Below are 18,864 nucleotides of genomic sequence, written 5' to 3' on the forward strand. Positions count from 1 at the left end.
CTGAGAGTTCGAAATTCGGACTCTCAGTCAACAAACTAACCCCATTTCAGACTCCTCCGCAGCTGAGAGTTCGATTTAGCGACTCTCAACTTTAAAATCGCCGGGTTTCTCCTCTGAGAGTTCGAAATTCCGACTCTCAGTCACCAAACTAACCCCATTTCAGACTCCGCCGCAGCTAGTTCGATTTTGCGACTCTCAACTGCAAAACCGCCGGATTTCTCCTCTGAGAGTTCGAAATTCGGACTCTCAGTCAACAAACTAACCCCATTTCAGACTCCTCCGCAGCTGAGAGTTCGATTTAGCGACTCTCAACTTTAAAATCGCCGGGTTTCTCTTCTGAGAGTTCGAAAATCCGACTCTCAGTCACCAACCTAACCTCTGATCGCCGACGCCGAGCATCAGAATTCTTCACTCGCAGCAGTATAGCCAGACCATGTGAAGTTGAGCCACTTCGTATGCGCTATATCCGCTTAAGAGCAGCTCTTTGACCAGTTCGCTGCTGTAAGCGCCATTTCCGCTTCCAGCACCCAGAAAAAGGTGGGTTTACTCGGGTTAGGACGGTTGATCTACCATGAGAGCGTCATATCCCATTCTGCATCTGGAGAGACGTCGCACAGAAAAAGGCAGACTTTCAGGCGATTGCACGCCGTTAAGTCCGCCTCATCCGCTTCTACCTAATTAACGCTGTCTCTTGCGAGAAACCGCGACACCAAACGCTGCTGCCGCCAGTGCTACTGCGAAAATCGAAAGCGTACGATTCAGTGTATCCGAACCGCTGTCCGCCTTTTCGGTCGCAGCAGTCTCGTCCGCAGCAGGAGCTGTTTCCGGCGTTCCCGCATTTGCAGAGGCATCCGACGTCGCCGCGTTTCCTGTGCCTTCCGAGCCCGAAGATGTTCCCGCATCCGGCGCTGAACCTACAGAACCATTAGTGCCGCCGCCGTGACTGTCGCCTTCGACCGAAGCCGGCATCACCGTTGTTACAGAAGCCGGATAATCCGCGCCGTCGCCTCCGACCCACTCCACCAGCGAGCTGTCGCTGTAAGTTTGGTATGCTTTCCATACCAGCTGTTTCGCATCGGCTGCGACTTTACCCGATACGCGGAATTCGGTGAATTCCGTTTGCGCCAAGCCATCGCCTTCAGCTGTCCATGTAATGGATGCAATTGCTTTCGTTTCTGCGTTTAGTTCGAGCTCGTATTTCCAGCCAGCCTTAGGCTCAACGCGGCTAACATTCACGCCGTCAGGTACTTTTACTTTCACGACCTTCGTCGTCACATTCTCTTTCTCACTTGGAACGCGCACCGAGAAGACCTCATAGCTGTTCTGAGCGGCTTCCTTTGGCCAAACCGTTACGTGTGCACTGGCGACTCCCGCAAAAAGGAACATCGCCATCAGCGTCATGCCGAGCACAGACCATTTCTTTAATTTGTTCATTTTACATCCTCCTGCTCTCATCTACATAGGAGCAGTATAACGCAACAAGCTAAATACGCCATGACTCGTTCGAGCTATACGTATGTTACAAGTTTGTGTCTTGGCTTGTTCGTGTTATTCCTTCGCAAGCCCCTTCTCCAGCGCATACCGAGTGAGCTGAACCCGATTCTCTAGATGCAGCTTTTGCAAAATATTTTTCAAATGGTTCTTTACCGTATGCTCGGAAATCCCGAAGCTCTCGGCAATTTGCCGATTGGAGCCGCCAAAAGCTACCCGTTCCAGCACTTCACGTTCACGCTGCGTCAATGCCGTAAGCGCTGCGCCTTGCTCCGTTTTGCCTGACTCATCACTACGTGCAACTCCTGCTGCAGAAGCTTTTCCTCCGATTCCTGCAACAGATCCCGCCAGCCCCGAGCTTCCTCCGTTAAACTCCTGCAGCATGCGAAAAGCAAGCTCTTTGGACAACGGAGCTTCGTCCACGGCAACAGCGCGCAAATACTCCAGCCAAGCCGATGGCGACAGATTCTTCAGCAGGTAGCCCTGCGCCCCGCGTTTGATCGCTTCAAACAGATCAGAAATATCATCCGACACGGTAACCATAATGATTTTGATTCGCGGATCGACGGTCTTAATGCGCTGCGTCGCTTCCATTCCGTTCATCACGGGCATGTTGATGTCCATCAGCACCAAATCAGGTACTAATGAGGCTGCAAGCATGACTGCCTGCTCGCCGTTCGCCGCTTCTCCTACTATTGTAAAGGATGCATCGCCGCTGAGGATGTCGCGCATTCCTTCCCGTCCATGAGGATGGTCGTCGACAATCAGCACCGTTATTTGAGTTTCGCTCATATCAGCGCTCCGCCTCCTTAATCACTTCGACAATGGTTCCCTTAGCCGGCAGTTCGTCTTCCGCAGCTTTCGCCTGGACATGAAACTGCCAGCCCATCGCCTTGGCTCGATCCTGCATCATCCGAATGCCGTATCGCCCCTTAGCCATGAGCTGGGCCGGCTCTGCTCCCGTTCCGTCATCTTCGATGGTGCAGCGAAAGCCGCTGCCGCCATCAGAGTCCGGCAAGGCATGTACCGACAAACAAGTAGCATGAGCATGCTTGCGTACGTTCTGCATGGCCTCACGAACAATTGCGAGCAGCTCCACCTTTTCCTTGCCGCTTAGTTTGCCTTCGGTGAGCTGCCAATCCAGCTCCACCGCAAGGCCGCCGCGCTGCAGGTCCTCCGCCATTTCCCGAACCGCCTGCATCCACTGCACATCAGTCTTGGAGGGCTCGCTTTGCAATCCCGCAATCGACTGCCGCACATCTTCATACACATGCCGTACCGTGCGGCGCAGCTGCTGCGCCGTCTCCATCACCGCTTCATTGTCCTTGGCCTGCTCCAGCTTATCCAGCTTCACCGACAAGAGGAAGAGGGACTGCGAGATGCCGTCATGCAGCTCCCTTGCAAGCTGCTCTCGTTCCATGAAAGCTGCCTTAGCTGCCTTCGCCTGCTGCAGCGATTCATTTGTGGCCTCCAGCATGCGAAACAGCTTAATTACAAGTGTCGCCGTTACCGTCATCACGATGACCGGTGCAAGCGCATTGCCAAGATCCATCGAAACATAAGGCAGGAGCAGCGTATGCCGCAAGTATTCCCATAGCGCTATTGTTAGGGTCGGCGTCCACAAAATGAACCATTTGATGCGATTATATGTCATTTTGCCACCTTCCCTTCCGCTCCTTCTAATAATTCCGGAACTCCACCTTCTGCACTTGTTCGTTATCATCCTTATCCATCACGCGGATTTCGGCCTCCCAGCGCCCAGCGAATGGAACGAACGGTCCTTCTGCCTTGTAAGCAGCCTTCACATAGCCGTCAAAGGATGTAATTTCAGTATCTTCGAAAAGCTCAATTGGCACCTGAATCGGACCAAGCTCTTTCTGATCCAGTGCATACAACCGCATCGACACTGATTTCGGAGCGCCAACCGCATCCGGCAGCCAAACCTTCACGATAAACTGATTATCTCCCGGCTTGTTCGGCGTTACCCGAAGGGACAGATGCATCGTATCGCCCATTTTGTGATACACGACCGGTTCGTTAGCCGGCAGCGGACTAATATAGGTAAAGAGTGCTGCCGATACAATAATGAGTGCCATTAAAGACGCATCTACACGAAGCAGTATGTTTGTCGGAAGATCGCCTCTGCGTACTCGCAGATGAAGAATGCCTCCAACGATTAGGACAAGCAGGACGAGCCCTGTCTTGATCAGCAAAATCGTTCCCCATGCCGTGTAGAATAAATAGTCAAGTGAAGGCAGGAACAGCAGCGTCATGCCAATTCCCGACAAGATGAGCAGCGCAAGCGACAACAGTGCAGCTCGGGAGAACAAGACGGCGAAGCGTCCGGCTTCCTTGCGGTCCACCTGCCAAAGCAAACCAAGCAGGATCAATCCACCTACCCAAACAGCAGCAGCAGCCAGATGCACGAAATCAAACATGACAGATGCTGTTTTAGGAGTAAATACCACTGCATGACCGCTCCAGCTCTCTTCTGCAAGAATGAGCAGCGCCCAAATTGTCTTCAAGACGGCATGGAAACGAATGACGATAAATCCGAGAAGAACTATCACCAGCAGCGCAATCCATTCGCGTCCGATGTTCGTCTGCAAGAAGAGCTTGCTGTATTCATCCCTTGGATAACCGGTCAATATCTCACGGGCATGGACAAAAATATACACAAGCGAACCAACGAGCAGTGTCCGCAAGGCGATTTGTTCCCACTTTCGCTGGATGTCCGGAAGCAGTTTGCCACGTCCACGTGTCAGTAATGGCCACAGCATTAGTCCCGCTGCCCATAGCAGCGATCCATAATAAACGATGCGGGCAGCGTAAATAATAAATTGTCCTGTCGTCAGTTGCGTAGTGGCGCTGTGACCTTCATGGCCAAGCTCTTTATGGGGATCAAATGCAGCCGCATCCACGCCTTCCTGAGGATTTCCTACAATAAAGACGTAAGATCCGCTAATGGGATGGCCGTCCTCTGAAATGACAGAATAAGACACGGTGTACACGCCTTCGCCAAGCGAAGGAAGCGGCAAATGAAGCGAACGATGATCATTGCTTGCTTGCGCAGTTTCTTTCGTTACGGGTCTTGATTTGGAATCAAGTACTTCTATGGATCCTACTTTAGCCTCGATGGATTCGTTAAAGTTCAGCTCAACTTCTTTTGGACTTTGCTCATATTTAACGTTTGCCTCAGGTTGGGCTTGTTCAAGCTCAGCGTGTGCGGATGCCAAGCCCGGGATGCCGGTTAGCATGAGGCACATCCAGATGCACAAGACTGCAGCTTGTAATGCAGAATGGGATTTATATCGAATTCGGCGGTTCATGATGTCGTGTAGTCACGTCCTCTCTTTTTATAATGAACAATAAACTAGCCTAAGTGTACTAAAGGTAATGGGCGAACACCAACGAAAAATCCAAACGTTGTTTGAACAACTTTTCGCTATTTTGCGCAGCGAATCTTTATCCCTATTATTGTCACCACACGTCCCCTATAGTTAGTGCTATAATTAGTTTCCGCAATTAATATAGTACTCACTTTTTTATATTTGCTTCGTTTATAGAAACGGGCTGTCCCGATCGATAAAAATGCCGCAGCTGTACGTTTTCATGGGCTTTTCACACCCTCAAAACAGCTGTATCGGTATGGTCAGTTGTCGAATAGTATAACTTGACAGCCACTATATATTGGTGTAATTTAGGGTAGTACTAACAACATATTGTGTATTAGAGGTTGTCAGACGACATCCTTCGACAAGGAGTGGCTCTGCTCGTGGATATTATTAAGAGGAACGGTCAGAAAGAAGAATTAATCTTTTCAAAGCTTAAGAAAGTTATTGATTTCTCGTGTGTCGGCTATAACGACTGCGATCCGCTTGAGCTTGAAACTGCTTTGCTTCCTTATTTCCGCAACAACATTACAACTAAAGAAATTCAGCGTACACTCACACAGGTTGCGGTAGAGAAAACAAGCATCGAACAGCCGAACTGGCAGTACGTTGCAGCCAAACTTCTTGTGTACGATCTCTATAAAGAATCTGCAATCAATCGCAAATACGGCTATTTCGGCTACGGAGACTTCTACTCTCTGATCACGTATTTGACAGACAAAGGGCTTTACGGGAGCTACATATTAGAGCACTACACCCGTGATGAAATCCGTGAGCTCGGCAATTACATCGCGCCTGAACGCGATTATCTGTTCAATTACATCGGCCTCAAAACCCTTTCGGACCGCTACCTGATCAAGAGCTTCAGCGGCGACGTGCTTGAGCTTCCGCAAGAATTGTTTATGGGCGTAGCGATGCATCTAGCTATGAAAGAGGATGACAAGCTCGCTTGGGCACGCAAGTTCTACGATGTACTCAGCCGACTTCAAATGACTGTTGCTACACCAACTCTTGCAAATGCACGTAAACCGTTCCACCAGCTTTCCAGCTGCTTCATCGATACAGTGCCAGATAACCTGTGGGGCATCTACAACGTAGACTCCAGCTTTGCGCAAGTGTCCAAATTCGGCGGCGGCATGGGTATCTACATCGGTAAAGTGCGCAGCCGCGGCTCCAACATCCGCGGATTCAAAGGCGTTGCCGGCGGCGTCGTCCCTTGGATCAAGAACTACAACAACACGGCGGTTGCCGTTGACCAGCTCGGCGTTCGTTCCGGTGCAGTCGCGGTTTACCTCGACGTATGGCATAAAGATATTTTCGACTTCCTTAATCTAAAAACAAACAACGGCGACGACCGGATGAAAGCACATGATATCTTCCCTGGTGTCTGCATACCTGACCTGTTCATGCGCAAGGTGCAAGAGCGTGAGTCGTGGTTCCTATTCGATCCTCACGAAGTACGCAGCTACATGGGCTGGGCACTTGAGGATGCATGGGGCGAAGAGTGGGAGCGTCGTTATGAGGAGTGCGTGAACAATCCTTCACTCTCCCGTGATGAAGTACCAGCTATCGAAATCATGAAGAAAATTCTTGCAAGCTCCTTTGAAACAGGTACACCATTCATTTTCTACCGTGATACGGTAAACCGTGCGAACCCGAATAAACATAAAGGCATCATCTATTGTTCTAACCTTTGTACGGAAATTTGCCAGAACATGAGCCCAACTGAATATATTACGACAACGCATGAAGACGGTGTAATTACAACCCAAGTGAAAAGCGGCGACTATGTCGTATGTAACCTCTCTTCCCTTAACCTTGGCCGTTCCAGAACGAAAGAGGAAATCGAAGAGGTTGTCACCTGCCAAATGCGGATGATGGATAACGTTATCGACCTTAACCATTACCCAATCCCGCAAGCGGAAATTACGAACCAGAAGTATCGTGCGGTTGGACTTGGTACGAGCGGTTACCACCAGTGGCTTGCCCTTAACGGCATTGCATGGGAATCCGAAGAGCATTTGGATCGTGCTGATGAGCTGTATGAGTGGATCAACTACTGCGCAATCAAAGCATCGATGGAAATCGCCAAAGAAAAAGGCGCTTACCGCGTATTTGAAGGCAGTGAATGGCAAACGGGAGAATTTTTCGATTCCCGCGGTTATGATGCGCCGCACTGGCAGAAACTGAAGAAGGATGTAGCCGAGAACGGCGTCCGTAACGCATGGATGTTCGCTATTGCACCTACAGCCTCCACTTCCTTGATCGCTGGTTCGACTGCAGGTATCGACCCGATCTTCAACAAATTCTTCGTTGAAGAGAAGAAGAATGCAGTTATCCCGCAAACAGCGCCTAACCTGAACGAAGAAACGTTCTGGTTCTACAAAGAAGCGCATCACATCGATCAACACTGGAGCATCCGCGCAGCGGGCCGCCGCCAGCGCCATATCGATCAAGCGCAATCGTTTAACCTGTACATTACGCCGGAATACACGGCGAAGGAATTTATGGACTTGTATATGGCAGCTTGGGAGAATGGCCTCAAAACCGTTTACTATTGCCGTAATAAGAGCTTGGAAGTTGAAGATTGCGTAAGCTGCAGCGCTTAAGAAGCAATCGAGAATGATTCCGCCCTACGGTCGAACCGAGTCTGCAATCGCTGTTGTATCCGGATGATTTTGAATGATGAGACCTTTAGAGGTTATCATCCGGCTACAAAGGCGACCACTAACGTTTTTCCGACTTCGATTCGACCTCCGGGCTTCCATTCTCGGCAGCTCTTAAAAACTTTGCAGCTTATTTTTGGAGTAAAAAAGGAGGCAGCCCATTTAATGGATCTGCAAAAGAAGAAATTGTTCAATGAAGAAGGCGACCGCGATTGGGGTATGCGTCGCATGATTGGCGGAAATACGACCAATCTGATTGAGCTTAACAATGTAAAATATGACTGGGCAACAAAGATGTACCGTACGATGATGAATAACTTCTGGATTCCGGAAGAGATTCCACTTGCTCAGGATGCTAAAGATTACAGAAACCTGTCGCTCTCCGAGCGTAACAGTTATGATAAAATTATTAGCTTTCTTATCTTCTTGGATTCGCTTCAAACGGCAAACCTGCCGAACGTAAACGAATATATTACAGCGCCTGAGGTAAACCTGTGCTTAACGGTTCACACGTTCCAGGAAGCTGTTCACAGCCAGTCCTACTCCTATATTCTAGACAGCGTAGTATCCCCTGAAGTACGCGATCAAATTTATAACCTGTGGCGCGAAGACAAGAACCTCTTGAAGCGGAATCGGTTCATCACCGATCTCTACGAGAATTTCATTGCCAATCCGTCGTCGCAAAATCTCATCAAAACGATCATGGCGAACTACATCCTAGAAGGGATCTACTTCTACAGTGGATTTAGCTTCTTCTATGCTCTTGGCCGTCAAGGCAAAATGCTCGGTACCGTTTCCGAGATCAAATACATCCAGCGTGATGAATTGACTCACTTGGCATTATTCCAAGGTATTTTCCGTGAAGTGCGCAAAGAAAATCCGGAGCTGTTCACGCCGGTGCTGATTGAAGAGCTTCGTCAAATGATGCGTACAGCTGTTGAGCATGAAATTGAATGGGGTCAATATATTACGAACAACACGATTCCGGGCCTCACAGACGAAATCATCGAGAAGTACATTAAGTTTCTATCCAATGAACGTCTGCGCAAGCTGAATCTCGATATTCTGTATCCAGAAATCGTCGAGCATCCGATGAAATGGGTGGAAAGCTTCAGCAATATGAACGGGATGAAAACCGATTTCTTCGAGCAGAAAGTAACCAACTACAGCAAATCGTCCAACCTCAACTGGGGCGACCTGTAAGTTTGATATAAGGTGAAACGGCTGTCGCCGTCCTTTTGGCGGAGACGCTCGTTTCATTCCGGAAAAATATAAGATTCGTATAAGGTGAAACTTATACGTTCTTATATTTCAAAGAAGCTCAAGCCCTCTCCACTTAAGAGGCTTGAGCTTTTTTTTCATGTTAGGTACAGTTCAGGATATGCACACTTCATGATACAATAGGTATAAGGGCGGGACATGCAGCGAGGAGTGAATCGAGGTTGGATGCAGCAGAACAGCAGCTTATTAGCGAGATACAGCCATTCATCCGCATCGGACATCACTACCAGTTCCCCTACGAGCGAAACCAGTTTGAGTCCGGGCGCTTCGGGTATTGTTATGCCTTTCATCTCGTTGATGGAGGCAGAGGAAGGATTACGATCAATGGGCAAGTTTATCCGCTGAAGAAAGGCGATTTGATCTTTCTGCCGCCTCAGCTGATGCATTCCTTCTACACCGACAATGAAAATCGACTAGCGACATATAATCTGTATTTCGAGCTCTGGAATGAGAAGCCTGGGTCGACTGAGCATCATTTGTACTGGGATCCGGCTGATCTTCTGCCAGACTTATTGACAACGGTGCGAGAAAACACCGTTCTTGAACCATTGCCGCATCTCATTCATTTGCAGCATCATACCATCTTAATGGATCTGTTTCCCCATATCGTGAAGCAGCATCAACTACAGCGCGCATTCGGCGATACGGTCGCACGAAGTCTGCTCAAAGCGTTTATCCTGGAGTTCATCCAGATTGCCGGCGAAAGTGATCAAAGCGACTATCGCATGAAAGCAATTATGCACCGCATCGACAAAGAGGCGCACGCAGGCTCTAATTATACAAGCTGGCTGGCACAAAGCGGGCTGCAGAAAACGAGATTCCACTCGCTCTTCAAGCAAACGGCGGGCATCTCTCCGAAAGCTTATTGGAGCCGTGCTGTCATGAAGCAGGCAGCAGCCGCACTCTGGGAGAGCAATCGGACCATAACTGTCATTGCAGAGGATCTGGGTTATGCCTCTATCCATCATTTTACGAAACAGTTTACCGCCTATTATGGCGTGTCTCCTTCACAATATCGCAAACGCAAGGAATAAAGGTATATTGCCTACTGCTACGACCTAAGTCCAGTTTAAGCACTGGACTTGCGCCCGTTCTCGAACCGCAGCGCTTCCAAGTAAACTAAAACTAGTTCATTCCGTGGAAATGGGGGGAAACCGAATATGTCCACACAAGTTTATGTCATCAATGCAGCGATGGCCGTTCTATTACTCTTGCTGTCTCTCTTTGCAGGGCTCACAACAGGCAGCATGGCCTTCCGGCGTACGACTCACAGTCTAAGACGAACTGCTGTCCTAACGCTTGTCTTGCTCGGCTCAATGACGCTGCTGGCCTTGGCCAAAATGATCATGCTGATCGCAACGTATTCCTACCGCAACTGGTTTGTGCTCGATAATGCACTGATGTTCTTCGCGCTCATTATGCTGCCCACTGCAGCCATCGCTTTCTATTCCGTCTCTCGGCTGCTGAATTTGGCTCGGCTTACCGTGAAGCACCAAGGCGATGTCGTGAGCCGTACAAAGCGACGTAAGGCGTCAGAAGTCGCTCTGGTAGTCCCGATTCAGGTCCTGGTCATCGAAGCCTTTCTGTATGCATCCATTAACGTATTCCCGCTTGGCATGGCTTACCGGAAGCAGATGATTACCGTTGGTCTCATCATCCTCGCAGCGCCGATCCTGCTCATCTGGCGCCAATCGATCAGACGCAGACGTATTCACCGTGATGACGGTACTGCAGTCATTCACAAAATCAAACGTGTTATCGTCTTTACAATGGCTTGCTTGGTGCTCGCCTTCGGAATCATCCATACGTTCAACAACGCAAAAACGCTCAGCAAGACGACTGAGCGTAATTTATCCTTACGTATATCGATGTCGATTCCCGCACCGAACGAGTAGTTGCACATATATGTCAGCCTCGCTTGCGGGCGTAGAAGTCCGGCCAATAGTCTTCCGCGATTGGCGGGCAGCCTCTCGGCGTATCCCATACATACACCCACCCGCTTTGCTCCGGCTGATGAATGTCGGTAACCCAAATCCGATCGTAATCATTGACCTCTTCGATCCCCACGAACTGCTCCAGTTCATCCATTCGTTTCAAACCTTGCTCATTCACGACAATCCACATCCCACGAACACGGGCACCACTTGAGAAAGCTGCGGCATCCCGCAGCATCGCCGGGTAAGGTCCGTAATCGACCAGCCTTCCATGAATGACACCAGGCGCAGCAGCTTGAATGAATCCGGCACAGACATGATGATTGCTATGGCCCGGCAAGAGCGAGCCATAGATAAATACTTTTGAAAGACGTTGCTGCATATGTAAAAACTCCTCTTAAGCCTCTTAAGAGCTTAAGCCGATTGACTGCTGCGATGCCTGTACCAGTTCTCGAACAAATTCGCCGGAATCGGCTTGGTAAAGTAAAAGCCCTGCGCTTCTTCGCAGTTGCGCTCACGCAAAAACTTAATTTGTTCGTCATTCTCTACGCCTTCGGCTGTCACTTTAAGCTTTAAATTTTTGGCCATCGTTGTAATGGTTGAGACAATAGCCGCATCGCTGCCGCCCTGCGTCAAATCACTGACGAATGAGCGGTCGATCTTGAGCTTATCAATCGGGAAGCGTTTGAGCGAGATTAGCGAGCTGTAGCCCGTTCCGAAATCATCGATGCTGATCTGTACACCGATTTCCTTCAAGCTGGTCAGTGTATCACTCGCAAACTCCACGTCACTGGTCATACTCTCCGTAATCTCCAGCTCCAGATACTTAGGCGGCATACCCGTTTGATCCAATATGCTCTTAATGCGTTCCGCCAGTTGATGCTGTCTGAATTGCCGCATAGACAAGTTCACTGACATCATCAGTGGCGGCATGCCAGCCTCCTGCCAAGCAACGTTCTGTTTGCAGGCCGCTTTGAGCACCCATTCGCCAAGCTGCAGAATCAGTCCATTCTCTTCAGTCAGTGGAATAAAATCACCTGGCGGCAGTAATCCCCGCTGTGGATGATTCCAGCGAACTAACGCCTCGACGCCAATCACTTTACCAGTACTAAGATTCACGAGCGGCTGATAAGCGAGCGTGAACTGCTCCTGTTCGATCGCACGGCGCAGATCGCTTTCCAGCCTTAGTCGATCATGCGATTTGCGATTCATCTCCGGATCGTAGCTGGAGAACTCATTGCGATGCGCTTTAGCGCTGTACATGGCCGTATCTGCATTCTTGAGCAGCACTTCGACGCTTTCTCCATCTTGCGGATAGAAGGAGATCCCGAGGCTGATCGTAATATGATATTCCGCTTCACCAAGCACAAACGGTGCATCGAAGAGTCCCATCAGTGTCTTCGCTCTCGTTTCTACCTGTTCCGTCTCTTCATCCTTGATGTCTGGCATGAGGACGACAAACTCGTCTCCTCCCATGCGAAACACATGATTCGATTTATCGGCAGCAAGTCGAAGTCGCTGGGAAACGGCCTGCAGCATTTGATCACCGAACGAATGGCCAAGCGCATCATTAAAGGTTTTGAACCTATCGATATCTAGAAGGAATACAGCGAGCTTATGGTTGCTCTGCTGCGCACGTACCAATTCCGCGCCTAGCTGCGCTTGCAGCTGACGCCGGTTGGATAAACCGGTAAGCTCATCGTGATAAGCCAAGAAATTGATGCGCGATTCTGTCCGTTGCTGTTGTTTGAACGGTTCTTCGAGCGTAACGTAATAAATCCCCTTCATCAAGAAGTAGAAGCCGGCCAGCTTATACACATGTCCAAGGAGCATATCCGTGTCCACGCCGCCGGAGCTTAGGATGAACTGCAAACTGGCAAACAAGAAGAAAACAAGCGATTGTATAATGGTCAGCAGCGCTTGCGGTCGTTCATTGCGATTCAGGTAGAGCACCATGCTGATCGTGCTTATGTAAGAGAAGATGATGACAAAATGAACGAGTACATTCAACAGTTCAAGCGACTCGCCTGTGAGCACTGCAATACCAGCCTGATCCGCCATAGCAAAGTAAATGAACGCGACCATTGATGCAAACCCAATCGAAATCATCACAGCCGGGAGCCGTTTCCCTGCCGAAACCGGAGCATCATTCTTGCGGAATATAAGGAACAGCCCAACAGAACCTATGAGCTGAGCGGTCATGGAGAACAGGGCGGATAAGGTTGTTTCCCCAATCGAATGGAAGAATGGCATGCCCTTTGAAGTGAGTCCATGCAGCATGTCAAACAACCCGACAGCGCCGAATAATGCCGCCGTATAAAGCCTGTGCTTCGACAAAGACTTCACGAAGAACAGCCAGCCTAACACCAGCATGGTGAAGCTCACTGCATAACTAATAAATTCCATGCCGGAATGCACAAACAAATACGTTCGATCCGAAATTGTCCGATAGAGTTCGCTATGAAATACCTGCATAAGGATAAAGCTGATGATGGCGGCGAAAGCCGTCCACATCGTTATTTTTTCCGCCCTATTTATAGACATATTGTCTTGATGTCCTCCTTCAACAAAGAAAGCCGATGCTGCCTGCATGCCCATGTGAATAAAGTCGACTGTTACGAGCAGAGCAGTATCTTCTCGAAAGCTGCAAGTTACCTACGCGAGGTCGGCGGCCGAAGAGCGATTCCCGCTGATTCCAAGCCTTTGCGCAGTGCAGCGGCAAATTCTGCTGCACGCTGCCCGTCGCCATGGAGACAAACGGTGTCTCCTTGAATAACGATCTCCTTGCCTTCGATTGTCCTTGCTGTCCCCGTTGTAATGATGCTAAGCGTCTGGAGCAGCGCTTCCTCGGAGGAGGCCAGCTTCGCCCCCTGCTGATCTCGGGGAGTAAGCGTCCCGTCCGCTTGATAGGAACGGTCCGCGAAAATCTCGGATACCGATTGCATGTTGCGCTTATCTGCAGCGGCCAAGAGCGCGCTTCCCCATTGTCCATAAATCATGAGGAACGGATCGTAATCGTTCACCGCGCGAACGAACGCTTCTGCAAGCTCTTCGCTGCGACCTGCCATATGATAGAGCGCGCCATGCGGCTTTACATGACGCATGCTGACGCCGGCAGCACGAACGAATGCATCTAATGCGCCGATCTGGTAGAGCGTGAAATCGTAAACTTCCTGCGCGCTGACCGCCATCTCGCGACGCCCAAAACCAAGTCTATCCGGTAACCCGGGATGGGCGCCGATTGCCACACCCGCCTCTGCGGCGCGATAAACAGCTTCACGCATCGAATGAGGATCTCCGGCGTGGAAGCCGCATGCAATATTAACAGAAGTGACATGTGCCAGCAGCTCTACATCTTGGCCGAAAGTATAAACGCCGTAGCTTTCGCCAAAATCACAGTTCAAATCAATCACCTGCTGTGACTGCGATAAATCGTGGATAGTAGTCATATCGGCTTTTGGCGGTCCTTTCATGATCACAAAATGAACTTACTTTGGTTTATAACAAATCGCGAGGACTGCAGCGAGATGCAGCATCTCGCGTTCTTGCTCTCTATCGATGCGCTGAGCCTCAGCCAGCGTCACTTCCTCGAAGCTGATGTAATCACCGGGCTTGCACTGCGCGAGCAGCGGCAGGTCTGCCGTAATGACATGCGCAAGCTTCGGATAGCCGCCGGTTGTCTGGCAGTCTGCGCCGAGAATGATGGGCGCGCCGCCGCGCGGCACCTGTATCGTGCCGGCGATGACGCCGTGGGACAGCAGTTCTTCGCTGTCCTCCATCTCGAGCGGGGGTCCTTCTAGGCGGACCCCCATCCGGTCCGATGCGGGAGCCACGCGATAGCGCTCCCGCATGAACGCCGTACGGGCCGCTTCGCGGAATTGCCCGTACTCGGCGCCCGGCATCACGCGCAGCCGGATGCCGGCCGCTCTTGCGCTGCCGCGCAGCAGCGCCGCTTGCGCCGCCAGCGGCGGCGCGAACCAGCCGGGGGCCGCCCAGCTTCGGCGGCCCTGCGGCTCCGCCGCGGCGCGCGCGGCAAGGGCGGCGTGCCACGCGGCCGCCCAAGGCGAGGCGCTGCCGAGCGGCAGCACGTCGCCGCTGCGCAGCTTGCTCCCGGCGATGCCGCCAATGCCGGCGCGCGTGTCCGTGCTGCGGCTGCCCAGCACCGCCTCGGCGGCAATGCCGCCGGCTGCCGCAACGTAAGCGCGGCACCCGCTAACCGCAGAACCGAAGGTGACGACCGTGCCGGCGTCGATCCAAACCGGCCGCCTTAGCGGGAGCGCCTCTCCGTCTACGAGCGGTGTGATTTCGGCGCCGCAAACGGCGATCAGCATCGCTTCTTCCGCCAGGAGCTGCGGGCCTTTCAACGTAAGCTCAAGCCCCGCAGCTCCTGGCGCATTGCCAACGAGCAAATTGGCCGTTCGCAGAGCAATGCTGTCCATCGCGCCGCCTTCGGGAACGCCGAAGCGCCGCCAACCCGGTCTTCCCAAATCTTGTACCGTTGTATGTAAACCCGGTTTGATGATTCGTAGACTCATAGTGCTTCACCTTGCTCCTCCATGTCCGTCTCGGAAATCGGAACAAAACGCAGCACATCGCCCATGCGCAGCAGAAAGGGATCCGCACGCTTCGGATCAAACAACCGAAGCGGCGTAAGACCGATTAACTGCCATCCTCCCGGCGTCGATAGCGGATAGATGCCGGTCTGCCCGCCGGCAATGCCGACAGCCCCTGCAGGCACGCTGCTTCGCGGCGTGGCAAGACGCGGTTGACGAAGTTCGGCTGGCAAACCGCTCAAATAAGGAAAACCCGGCATGAAGCCGATCATGGCAACGTGGTAAACCGCTGAAGCATGGCAAGAAACGAAGTTCGCTTCCGTCATACCCGCACGCGAGGCGCACGCTGCCAGATCGGGCCCATAACGACCGCCATAGCATACCGGAATATCAATAAGCCTAGGATTAGCAGCATAATGATGCTGCGAGCCTAATAGAATTCGCTGTACATAGGCGGCCGCCAGCTCATAGTCGATCCTCGCATAGACAACGGTTACCGTATCGTAAGCCGGAACCACATCGATGAGCCAAGACAGCCCTGCCTCTCGCAGCAATTCCGCCATTCCGGCAGCGAGCAGCGAGCGTTCTCCTTCATGCCCCTCTTCATCCAAATGAACGACAAGCGCCCGATCTCCAAGTGGCCTGATCTTGAACGTCCGCTCTGCAGCCTCACTCACAAAATTCACCATTTTTCTCATATTTTCAACATTGCAATTGCGAATTGGAAGGTAATACCGCTTAAGGATAATCTCCTCTAGTTTGTACCATTACGGACCTTTTTGTCCAGCATCTTTACAAAGCTTTTCTTAAACATTTTCCGACATAAAAAGTTCTATTCCGACGTGTACCGATTGATAACGTCCACGAGTAAATCATTGAGACGTTTCACCTCATATTCCCCCACCGCCGGCTCCATGTGATCATTCCCGATACCGCTGTGATCCGTTAGAAATAAATAAGTGCCGCCTGTCGCTGTAGCCATGAAACGCATTAAATATTCGGTTTGTACATCAACACCGCTTGAGGCAACCGGGATGATCCGTATTCCCTCTGCTGCGGCTGTTTCCATCAGCTCATGAATTCGTTTCGTCACTTTGCGTTCATGATGCGGCGGGGCGTCGAGAACGAGAAACAACAGTCTCGCCCTTGCATCGTCACTCCATTTATGATCATCGATGGCATTCTTCAGCGCTTCATCTACCGCTTCCGGAAAATCGCCTCCGCCATCGGCACTTTGCTGGGAAAGCTGCTTGACGGCAGTATCGATATCTTTCGTAAACGGATAGTCTTTGACCAGATATTTATCGCTGCGATCCCGATAGAAATTCGTGCTTACTTGAATATCCAACTGCTGGCCGTTATCCCTGCCGACGCGGGCGACGACATCCTTCAGCTCCGACTTCAGAAAATCCAGCTCATCTTGCATGGAACCTGTCGTATCCACAACGAGCATCAGATCAACGCCAAGCGACGGCTTCACCTGTTCGTTTAGATCCACTCGCAGCGCGGAACCTCTCGGAATCTGCACATTCTCATACTGCTTCTCTTGATTTCCCGAACGGACGATAACCCCAACCTTCTCTTGGTTCTGCTGCTCATCGAATAATCCCGCATAGGCTGACGCTTCTCCTTCGATATTGGTCCGCGACTCCCACAATGTATCGCCATCCTCATCAACAAGGCTGACCTCCGCATCGGATACCGGCTTACCGCCACCGGTCACAACAACCTCTAATCGATTTTGCGGAAAAACAGACCAATAGGATTGTAATTCCCTGCCTTCGCCGCCATTCAGCAGCCTCATCCATTCCTTCCACGCTGTCAGGTCGTTCCATTCCCCAGCGGTCAACTGACCCGGTTCTGAGTCATCATACTGACTGCCCGGCGGAGAAGTCTCCTCTTCATCACTATGAGATTCATCTGTAGCGGGAGCCGGTTCTTCTGCAGCGGAATCTCCACTGTCTTTGCTGCTGTTACTCGTACTACTGTGATTGTCGCTGCTATCTGCTGCGGCGCTGTTATTTCTTGTTTCCGAGGACGTACTGTTGCTTGAAGAAGTATCCGTATTGGCAGCGGAATCGTTCTGATTATCTGCCGAGGAACAACCTGCCAGCAAGAACGTTAGTGCAGCCAGCAGCAGAAACGACGTCTTGATCTTTCCTTGTACCGTTACATTCTCTTTACTCGGTGCATGTTCTCTGATTATTCGTTTACGTTGCTGCATCCGAATTCCCCCTCGATTCCGTTGGTAGCCGAACCATTATATGTAAAAGCCGGCTTATTACCATCGACGGAATCGGTGCTCAAATTGTTGCATTCTCTCCGGCACGACAGTACAATCGGGAGAAGTATATTTTGGGGGAAGAAAGGAGCGCTGCTGCCCATGGAAACCTACTCACTAGCAGAGCTGAGCATTACCTACAATGACGTCACTACGAGGTTGATTTATAGGTCTGCTCATTTGGTTGTCGTGACTGACTCCGGCTATAAGCTATGGTACATAGAGATCGACGGCATGACGCAAACTGCACTGCTCCACATGTTCCATGAATCCGAGGACATCGGCATTTCCCTATTCGGAATAACAGTCGGCGGCAAACCATTCCAAGCCGGCGGATATTTCCACCCGAATGCACAGCACCACGCTGCAGCCATCCGAGGCGACGGAGAGCTGAACGGCTTCTAGTAACGGCAGTTTGTGTGACGTTCGACGTATGATATAAAAAAAAGCAGCTCCGGTTCTCATTCTGCGTTGAATGAATGAACCGGAGCTGCTTTTGTTGAATTAGGGTTACTGCACGGCTATGCCTTTGAAGAAGAGATCAAAAGTAATTGCCATACGGGTATCGAGTGGATCCTCATTCTCCTCCATCGACCATACGAAGAGTGTGCCGAAGTATGCCTGAAAGGCTTGCTGGGCCAACATTTCGGCTGGCATGTCTCTGCGAAACTCGCCGTTCTCCTGCCCCTCGGCAATTAGCGGCAGCAAGGCTTCTTTGAGAGTAGTGAGCATCGAGTTATGGGTATCAAGCGCCTTGGCACTGCCGAGCATGGCTTGAAATAATGCGCGCGTAAGCGGTTTGCTAAGCTCGAATTGTTTCACGATTTGAAATAATAGCAGTTGTAGACGCGGCACCAGAGGGCCTGGCATGTCTTTGAGCTTCGCCACCTCGTTTAACGCAAAGATCGCTTGCAAATCGCAGATCAGTTCATCCTTGGAGGCGAAATAATTGAAAAAAGTGCCCTTCGCAACCCCGGCTTGCTTGGCAATACTTTCAACGGATGTCTGCTCGTAACCCAGCTCAGCAAATAAAGAGAGCGCAGCTTCTTTGATTCGAATGCGTGTCTGTTCTTTCTTGAGCTCGCGGTTCATCGCTATATCCTCCATCTAAGTTGTTCGCGTTCAGTCAATGCTTATTGTAGCATAGCCCCCCAGCCCCGTAAACACGAGTTGACCATCGGTATAAATTTCATCATGAAACATAGAATGCTCTCTATTGGGATTGTAACCGAATTCATGAAAGATGCTCGTTTCCAAACCTGTGAA

Annotated in this window: 16 protein-coding genes; 5 read left to right on the plus strand and 11 right to left on the minus strand. The window is 50.9% G+C overall.

Annotated features, from left to right (window positions below; all coding sequences use genetic code 11):
- Positions 1 to 678 precede the first annotated feature (678 nt).
- From AC506A_RS20330 to AC506A_RS20345, 4 genes are all read right to left on the minus strand, one after another.
- The gene (locus tag AC506A_RS20330) at positions 679 to 1,434 is read right to left on the minus strand and encodes a YcnI family copper-binding membrane protein (RefSeq protein ID WP_495462844.1); all 756 of its coding nucleotides are present in this window, start codon (positions 1,432 to 1,434) and stop codon (positions 679 to 681) included.
- A 114-nt stretch (positions 1,435 to 1,548) separates the two neighbouring features.
- A complete protein-coding gene (locus AC506A_RS20335) occupies positions 1,549 to 2,283 on the minus strand; it encodes a response regulator (RefSeq protein ID WP_495462845.1) in 735 nt (244 codons plus the stop codon).
- Position 2,284: 1 nt separating this feature from the next.
- Entirely contained in the window at positions 2,285 to 3,145 is an 861-nt protein-coding gene (locus AC506A_RS20340) for a sensor histidine kinase (protein WP_495462846.1), read from the minus strand.
- Between the two features lie 25 nt (positions 3,146 to 3,170).
- Positions 3,171 to 4,748: a copper resistance CopC/CopD family protein gene (locus AC506A_RS20345; RefSeq protein WP_495462847.1), complete on the minus strand. Its 1,578-nt coding sequence runs from the start codon at positions 4,746 to 4,748 to the stop codon at positions 3,171 to 3,173.
- 518 nt (positions 4,749 to 5,266) lie between these two features.
- On the opposite strand from AC506A_RS20345, the gene AC506A_RS20350 reads away from it, so the two are divergent.
- The 4 genes from AC506A_RS20350 to AC506A_RS20365 all read left to right on the plus strand — a co-directional run bounded on the left by AC506A_RS20350 (position 5,267) and on the right by AC506A_RS20365 (position 10,725).
- Positions 5,267 to 7,492, plus strand: coding sequence for a ribonucleoside-diphosphate reductase subunit alpha (locus tag AC506A_RS20350; RefSeq protein WP_495462848.1), 2,226 nt, complete (start codon positions 5,267 to 5,269; stop codon positions 7,490 to 7,492).
- A 222-nt stretch (positions 7,493 to 7,714) separates the two neighbouring features.
- On the plus strand, positions 7,715 to 8,752 hold the full coding sequence (locus AC506A_RS20355) for a ribonucleotide-diphosphate reductase subunit beta (protein ID WP_090977289.1): 1,038 nt from the start codon (positions 7,715 to 7,717) through the stop codon (positions 8,750 to 8,752).
- A gap of 239 nt (positions 8,753 to 8,991) precedes the next feature.
- The gene (locus AC506A_RS20360) at positions 8,992 to 9,864 is read left to right on the plus strand and encodes an AraC family transcriptional regulator (RefSeq protein WP_495462849.1); all 873 of its coding nucleotides are present in this window, start codon (positions 8,992 to 8,994) and stop codon (positions 9,862 to 9,864) included.
- 126 nt (positions 9,865 to 9,990) lie between these two features.
- Positions 9,991 to 10,725, plus strand: a complete 735-nt coding sequence (locus AC506A_RS20365) for a hypothetical protein (protein WP_495462850.1) — start codon at positions 9,991 to 9,993, stop codon at positions 10,723 to 10,725.
- A 13-nt stretch (positions 10,726 to 10,738) separates the two neighbouring features.
- Here AC506A_RS20365 and AC506A_RS20370 read toward each other — a convergent pair whose 3' ends face one another.
- The 6 genes from AC506A_RS20370 to AC506A_RS20395 all read right to left on the minus strand — a co-directional run bounded on the left by AC506A_RS20370 (position 10,739) and on the right by AC506A_RS20395 (position 17,541).
- Positions 10,739 to 11,146, minus strand: coding sequence for a gamma-glutamylcyclotransferase family protein (locus AC506A_RS20370; protein WP_495462851.1), 408 nt, complete (start codon positions 11,144 to 11,146; stop codon positions 10,739 to 10,741).
- A gap of 32 nt (positions 11,147 to 11,178) precedes the next feature.
- Positions 11,179 to 13,308 (minus strand): bifunctional diguanylate cyclase/phosphodiesterase, encoded by a 2,130-nt coding sequence (locus AC506A_RS20375; protein ID WP_495462852.1) that lies wholly within the window; start codon positions 13,306 to 13,308, stop codon positions 11,179 to 11,181.
- Positions 13,309 to 13,415: 107 nt separating this feature from the next.
- Complete coding sequence (locus AC506A_RS20380) at positions 13,416 to 14,213, minus strand: LamB/YcsF family protein (protein WP_495462853.1); 798 nt, start codon at positions 14,211 to 14,213, stop codon at positions 13,416 to 13,418.
- A 39-nt stretch (positions 14,214 to 14,252) separates the two neighbouring features.
- Positions 14,253 to 15,299 (minus strand): 5-oxoprolinase subunit C family protein, encoded by a 1,047-nt coding sequence (locus AC506A_RS20385; protein ID WP_495462854.1) that lies wholly within the window; start codon positions 15,297 to 15,299, stop codon positions 14,253 to 14,255.
- Entirely contained in the window at positions 15,296 to 16,006 is a 711-nt protein-coding gene (gene pxpB / locus AC506A_RS20390) for a 5-oxoprolinase subunit PxpB (RefSeq protein ID WP_495462855.1), read from the minus strand. Before pxpB ends, AC506A_RS20385 begins: the two co-directional genes overlap by 4 nt.
- Before the next feature lie 143 nt (positions 16,007 to 16,149).
- Positions 16,150 to 17,541: a vWA domain-containing protein gene (locus AC506A_RS20395; protein WP_495462856.1), complete on the minus strand. Its 1,392-nt coding sequence runs from the start codon at positions 17,539 to 17,541 to the stop codon at positions 16,150 to 16,152.
- Between the two features lie 159 nt (positions 17,542 to 17,700).
- Between AC506A_RS20395 and AC506A_RS20400 the strand changes: the two genes are divergently transcribed.
- Entirely contained in the window at positions 17,701 to 18,003 is a 303-nt protein-coding gene (locus AC506A_RS20400; RefSeq protein WP_495462857.1) for a hypothetical protein, read from the plus strand.
- A 105-nt stretch (positions 18,004 to 18,108) separates the two neighbouring features.
- Here AC506A_RS20400 and AC506A_RS20405 read toward each other — a convergent pair whose 3' ends face one another.
- A complete protein-coding gene (locus tag AC506A_RS20405; RefSeq protein WP_495462858.1) occupies positions 18,109 to 18,690 on the minus strand; it encodes a TetR/AcrR family transcriptional regulator in 582 nt (193 codons plus the stop codon).
- Positions 18,691 to 18,864 lie beyond the last annotated feature (174 nt).

The organism is Paenibacillus sp. N22P23 (assembly GCF_059383735.1).

What these genes read in the sequence shown, in the direction of transcription:
- AC506A_RS20330 (WP_495462844.1), bottom strand. Translation starts at nt 1,434, where the DNA reads ATGAACAAATTAAAGAAATGGTCTGTGCTCGGCATGACGCTGATGGCG.
- AC506A_RS20335 (WP_495462845.1), bottom strand. Translation starts at nt 2,283, where the DNA reads ATGAGCGAAACTCAAATAACGGTGCTGATTGTCGACGACCATCCTCAT.
- AC506A_RS20340 (WP_495462846.1), bottom strand. Translation starts at nt 3,145, where the DNA reads ATGACATATAATCGCATCAAATGGTTCATTTTGTGGACGCCGACCCTA.
- AC506A_RS20345 (WP_495462847.1), bottom strand. Translation starts at nt 4,748, where the DNA reads ATGCTAACCGGCATCCCGGGCTTGGCATCCGCACACGCTGAGCTTGAA.
- AC506A_RS20355 (WP_090977289.1), top strand. Translation starts at nt 7,715, where the DNA reads ATGGATCTGCAAAAGAAGAAATTGTTCAATGAAGAAGGCGACCGCGAT.
- AC506A_RS20365 (WP_495462850.1), top strand. Translation starts at nt 9,991, where the DNA reads ATGTCCACACAAGTTTATGTCATCAATGCAGCGATGGCCGTTCTATTA.
- AC506A_RS20370 (WP_495462851.1), bottom strand. Translation starts at nt 11,146, where the DNA reads ATGCAGCAACGTCTTTCAAAAGTATTTATCTATGGCTCGCTCTTGCCG.
- AC506A_RS20375 (WP_495462852.1), bottom strand. Translation starts at nt 13,308, where the DNA reads ATGTCTATAAATAGGGCGGAAAAAATAACGATGTGGACGGCTTTCGCC.
- AC506A_RS20380 (WP_495462853.1), bottom strand. Translation starts at nt 14,213, where the DNA reads ATGACTACTATCCACGATTTATCGCAGTCACAGCAGGTGATTGATTTG.
- AC506A_RS20385 (WP_495462854.1), bottom strand. Translation starts at nt 15,299, where the DNA reads ATGAGTCTACGAATCATCAAACCGGGTTTACATACAACGGTACAAGAT.
- pxpB (WP_495462855.1), bottom strand. Translation starts at nt 16,006, where the DNA reads ATGGTGAATTTTGTGAGTGAGGCTGCAGAGCGGACGTTCAAGATCAGG.
- AC506A_RS20395 (WP_495462856.1), bottom strand. Translation starts at nt 17,541, where the DNA reads ATGCAGCAACGTAAACGAATAATCAGAGAACATGCACCGAGTAAAGAG.
- AC506A_RS20400 (WP_495462857.1), top strand. Translation starts at nt 17,701, where the DNA reads ATGGAAACCTACTCACTAGCAGAGCTGAGCATTACCTACAATGACGTC.
- AC506A_RS20405 (WP_495462858.1), bottom strand. Translation starts at nt 18,690, where the DNA reads ATGAACCGCGAGCTCAAGAAAGAACAGACACGCATTCGAATCAAAGAA.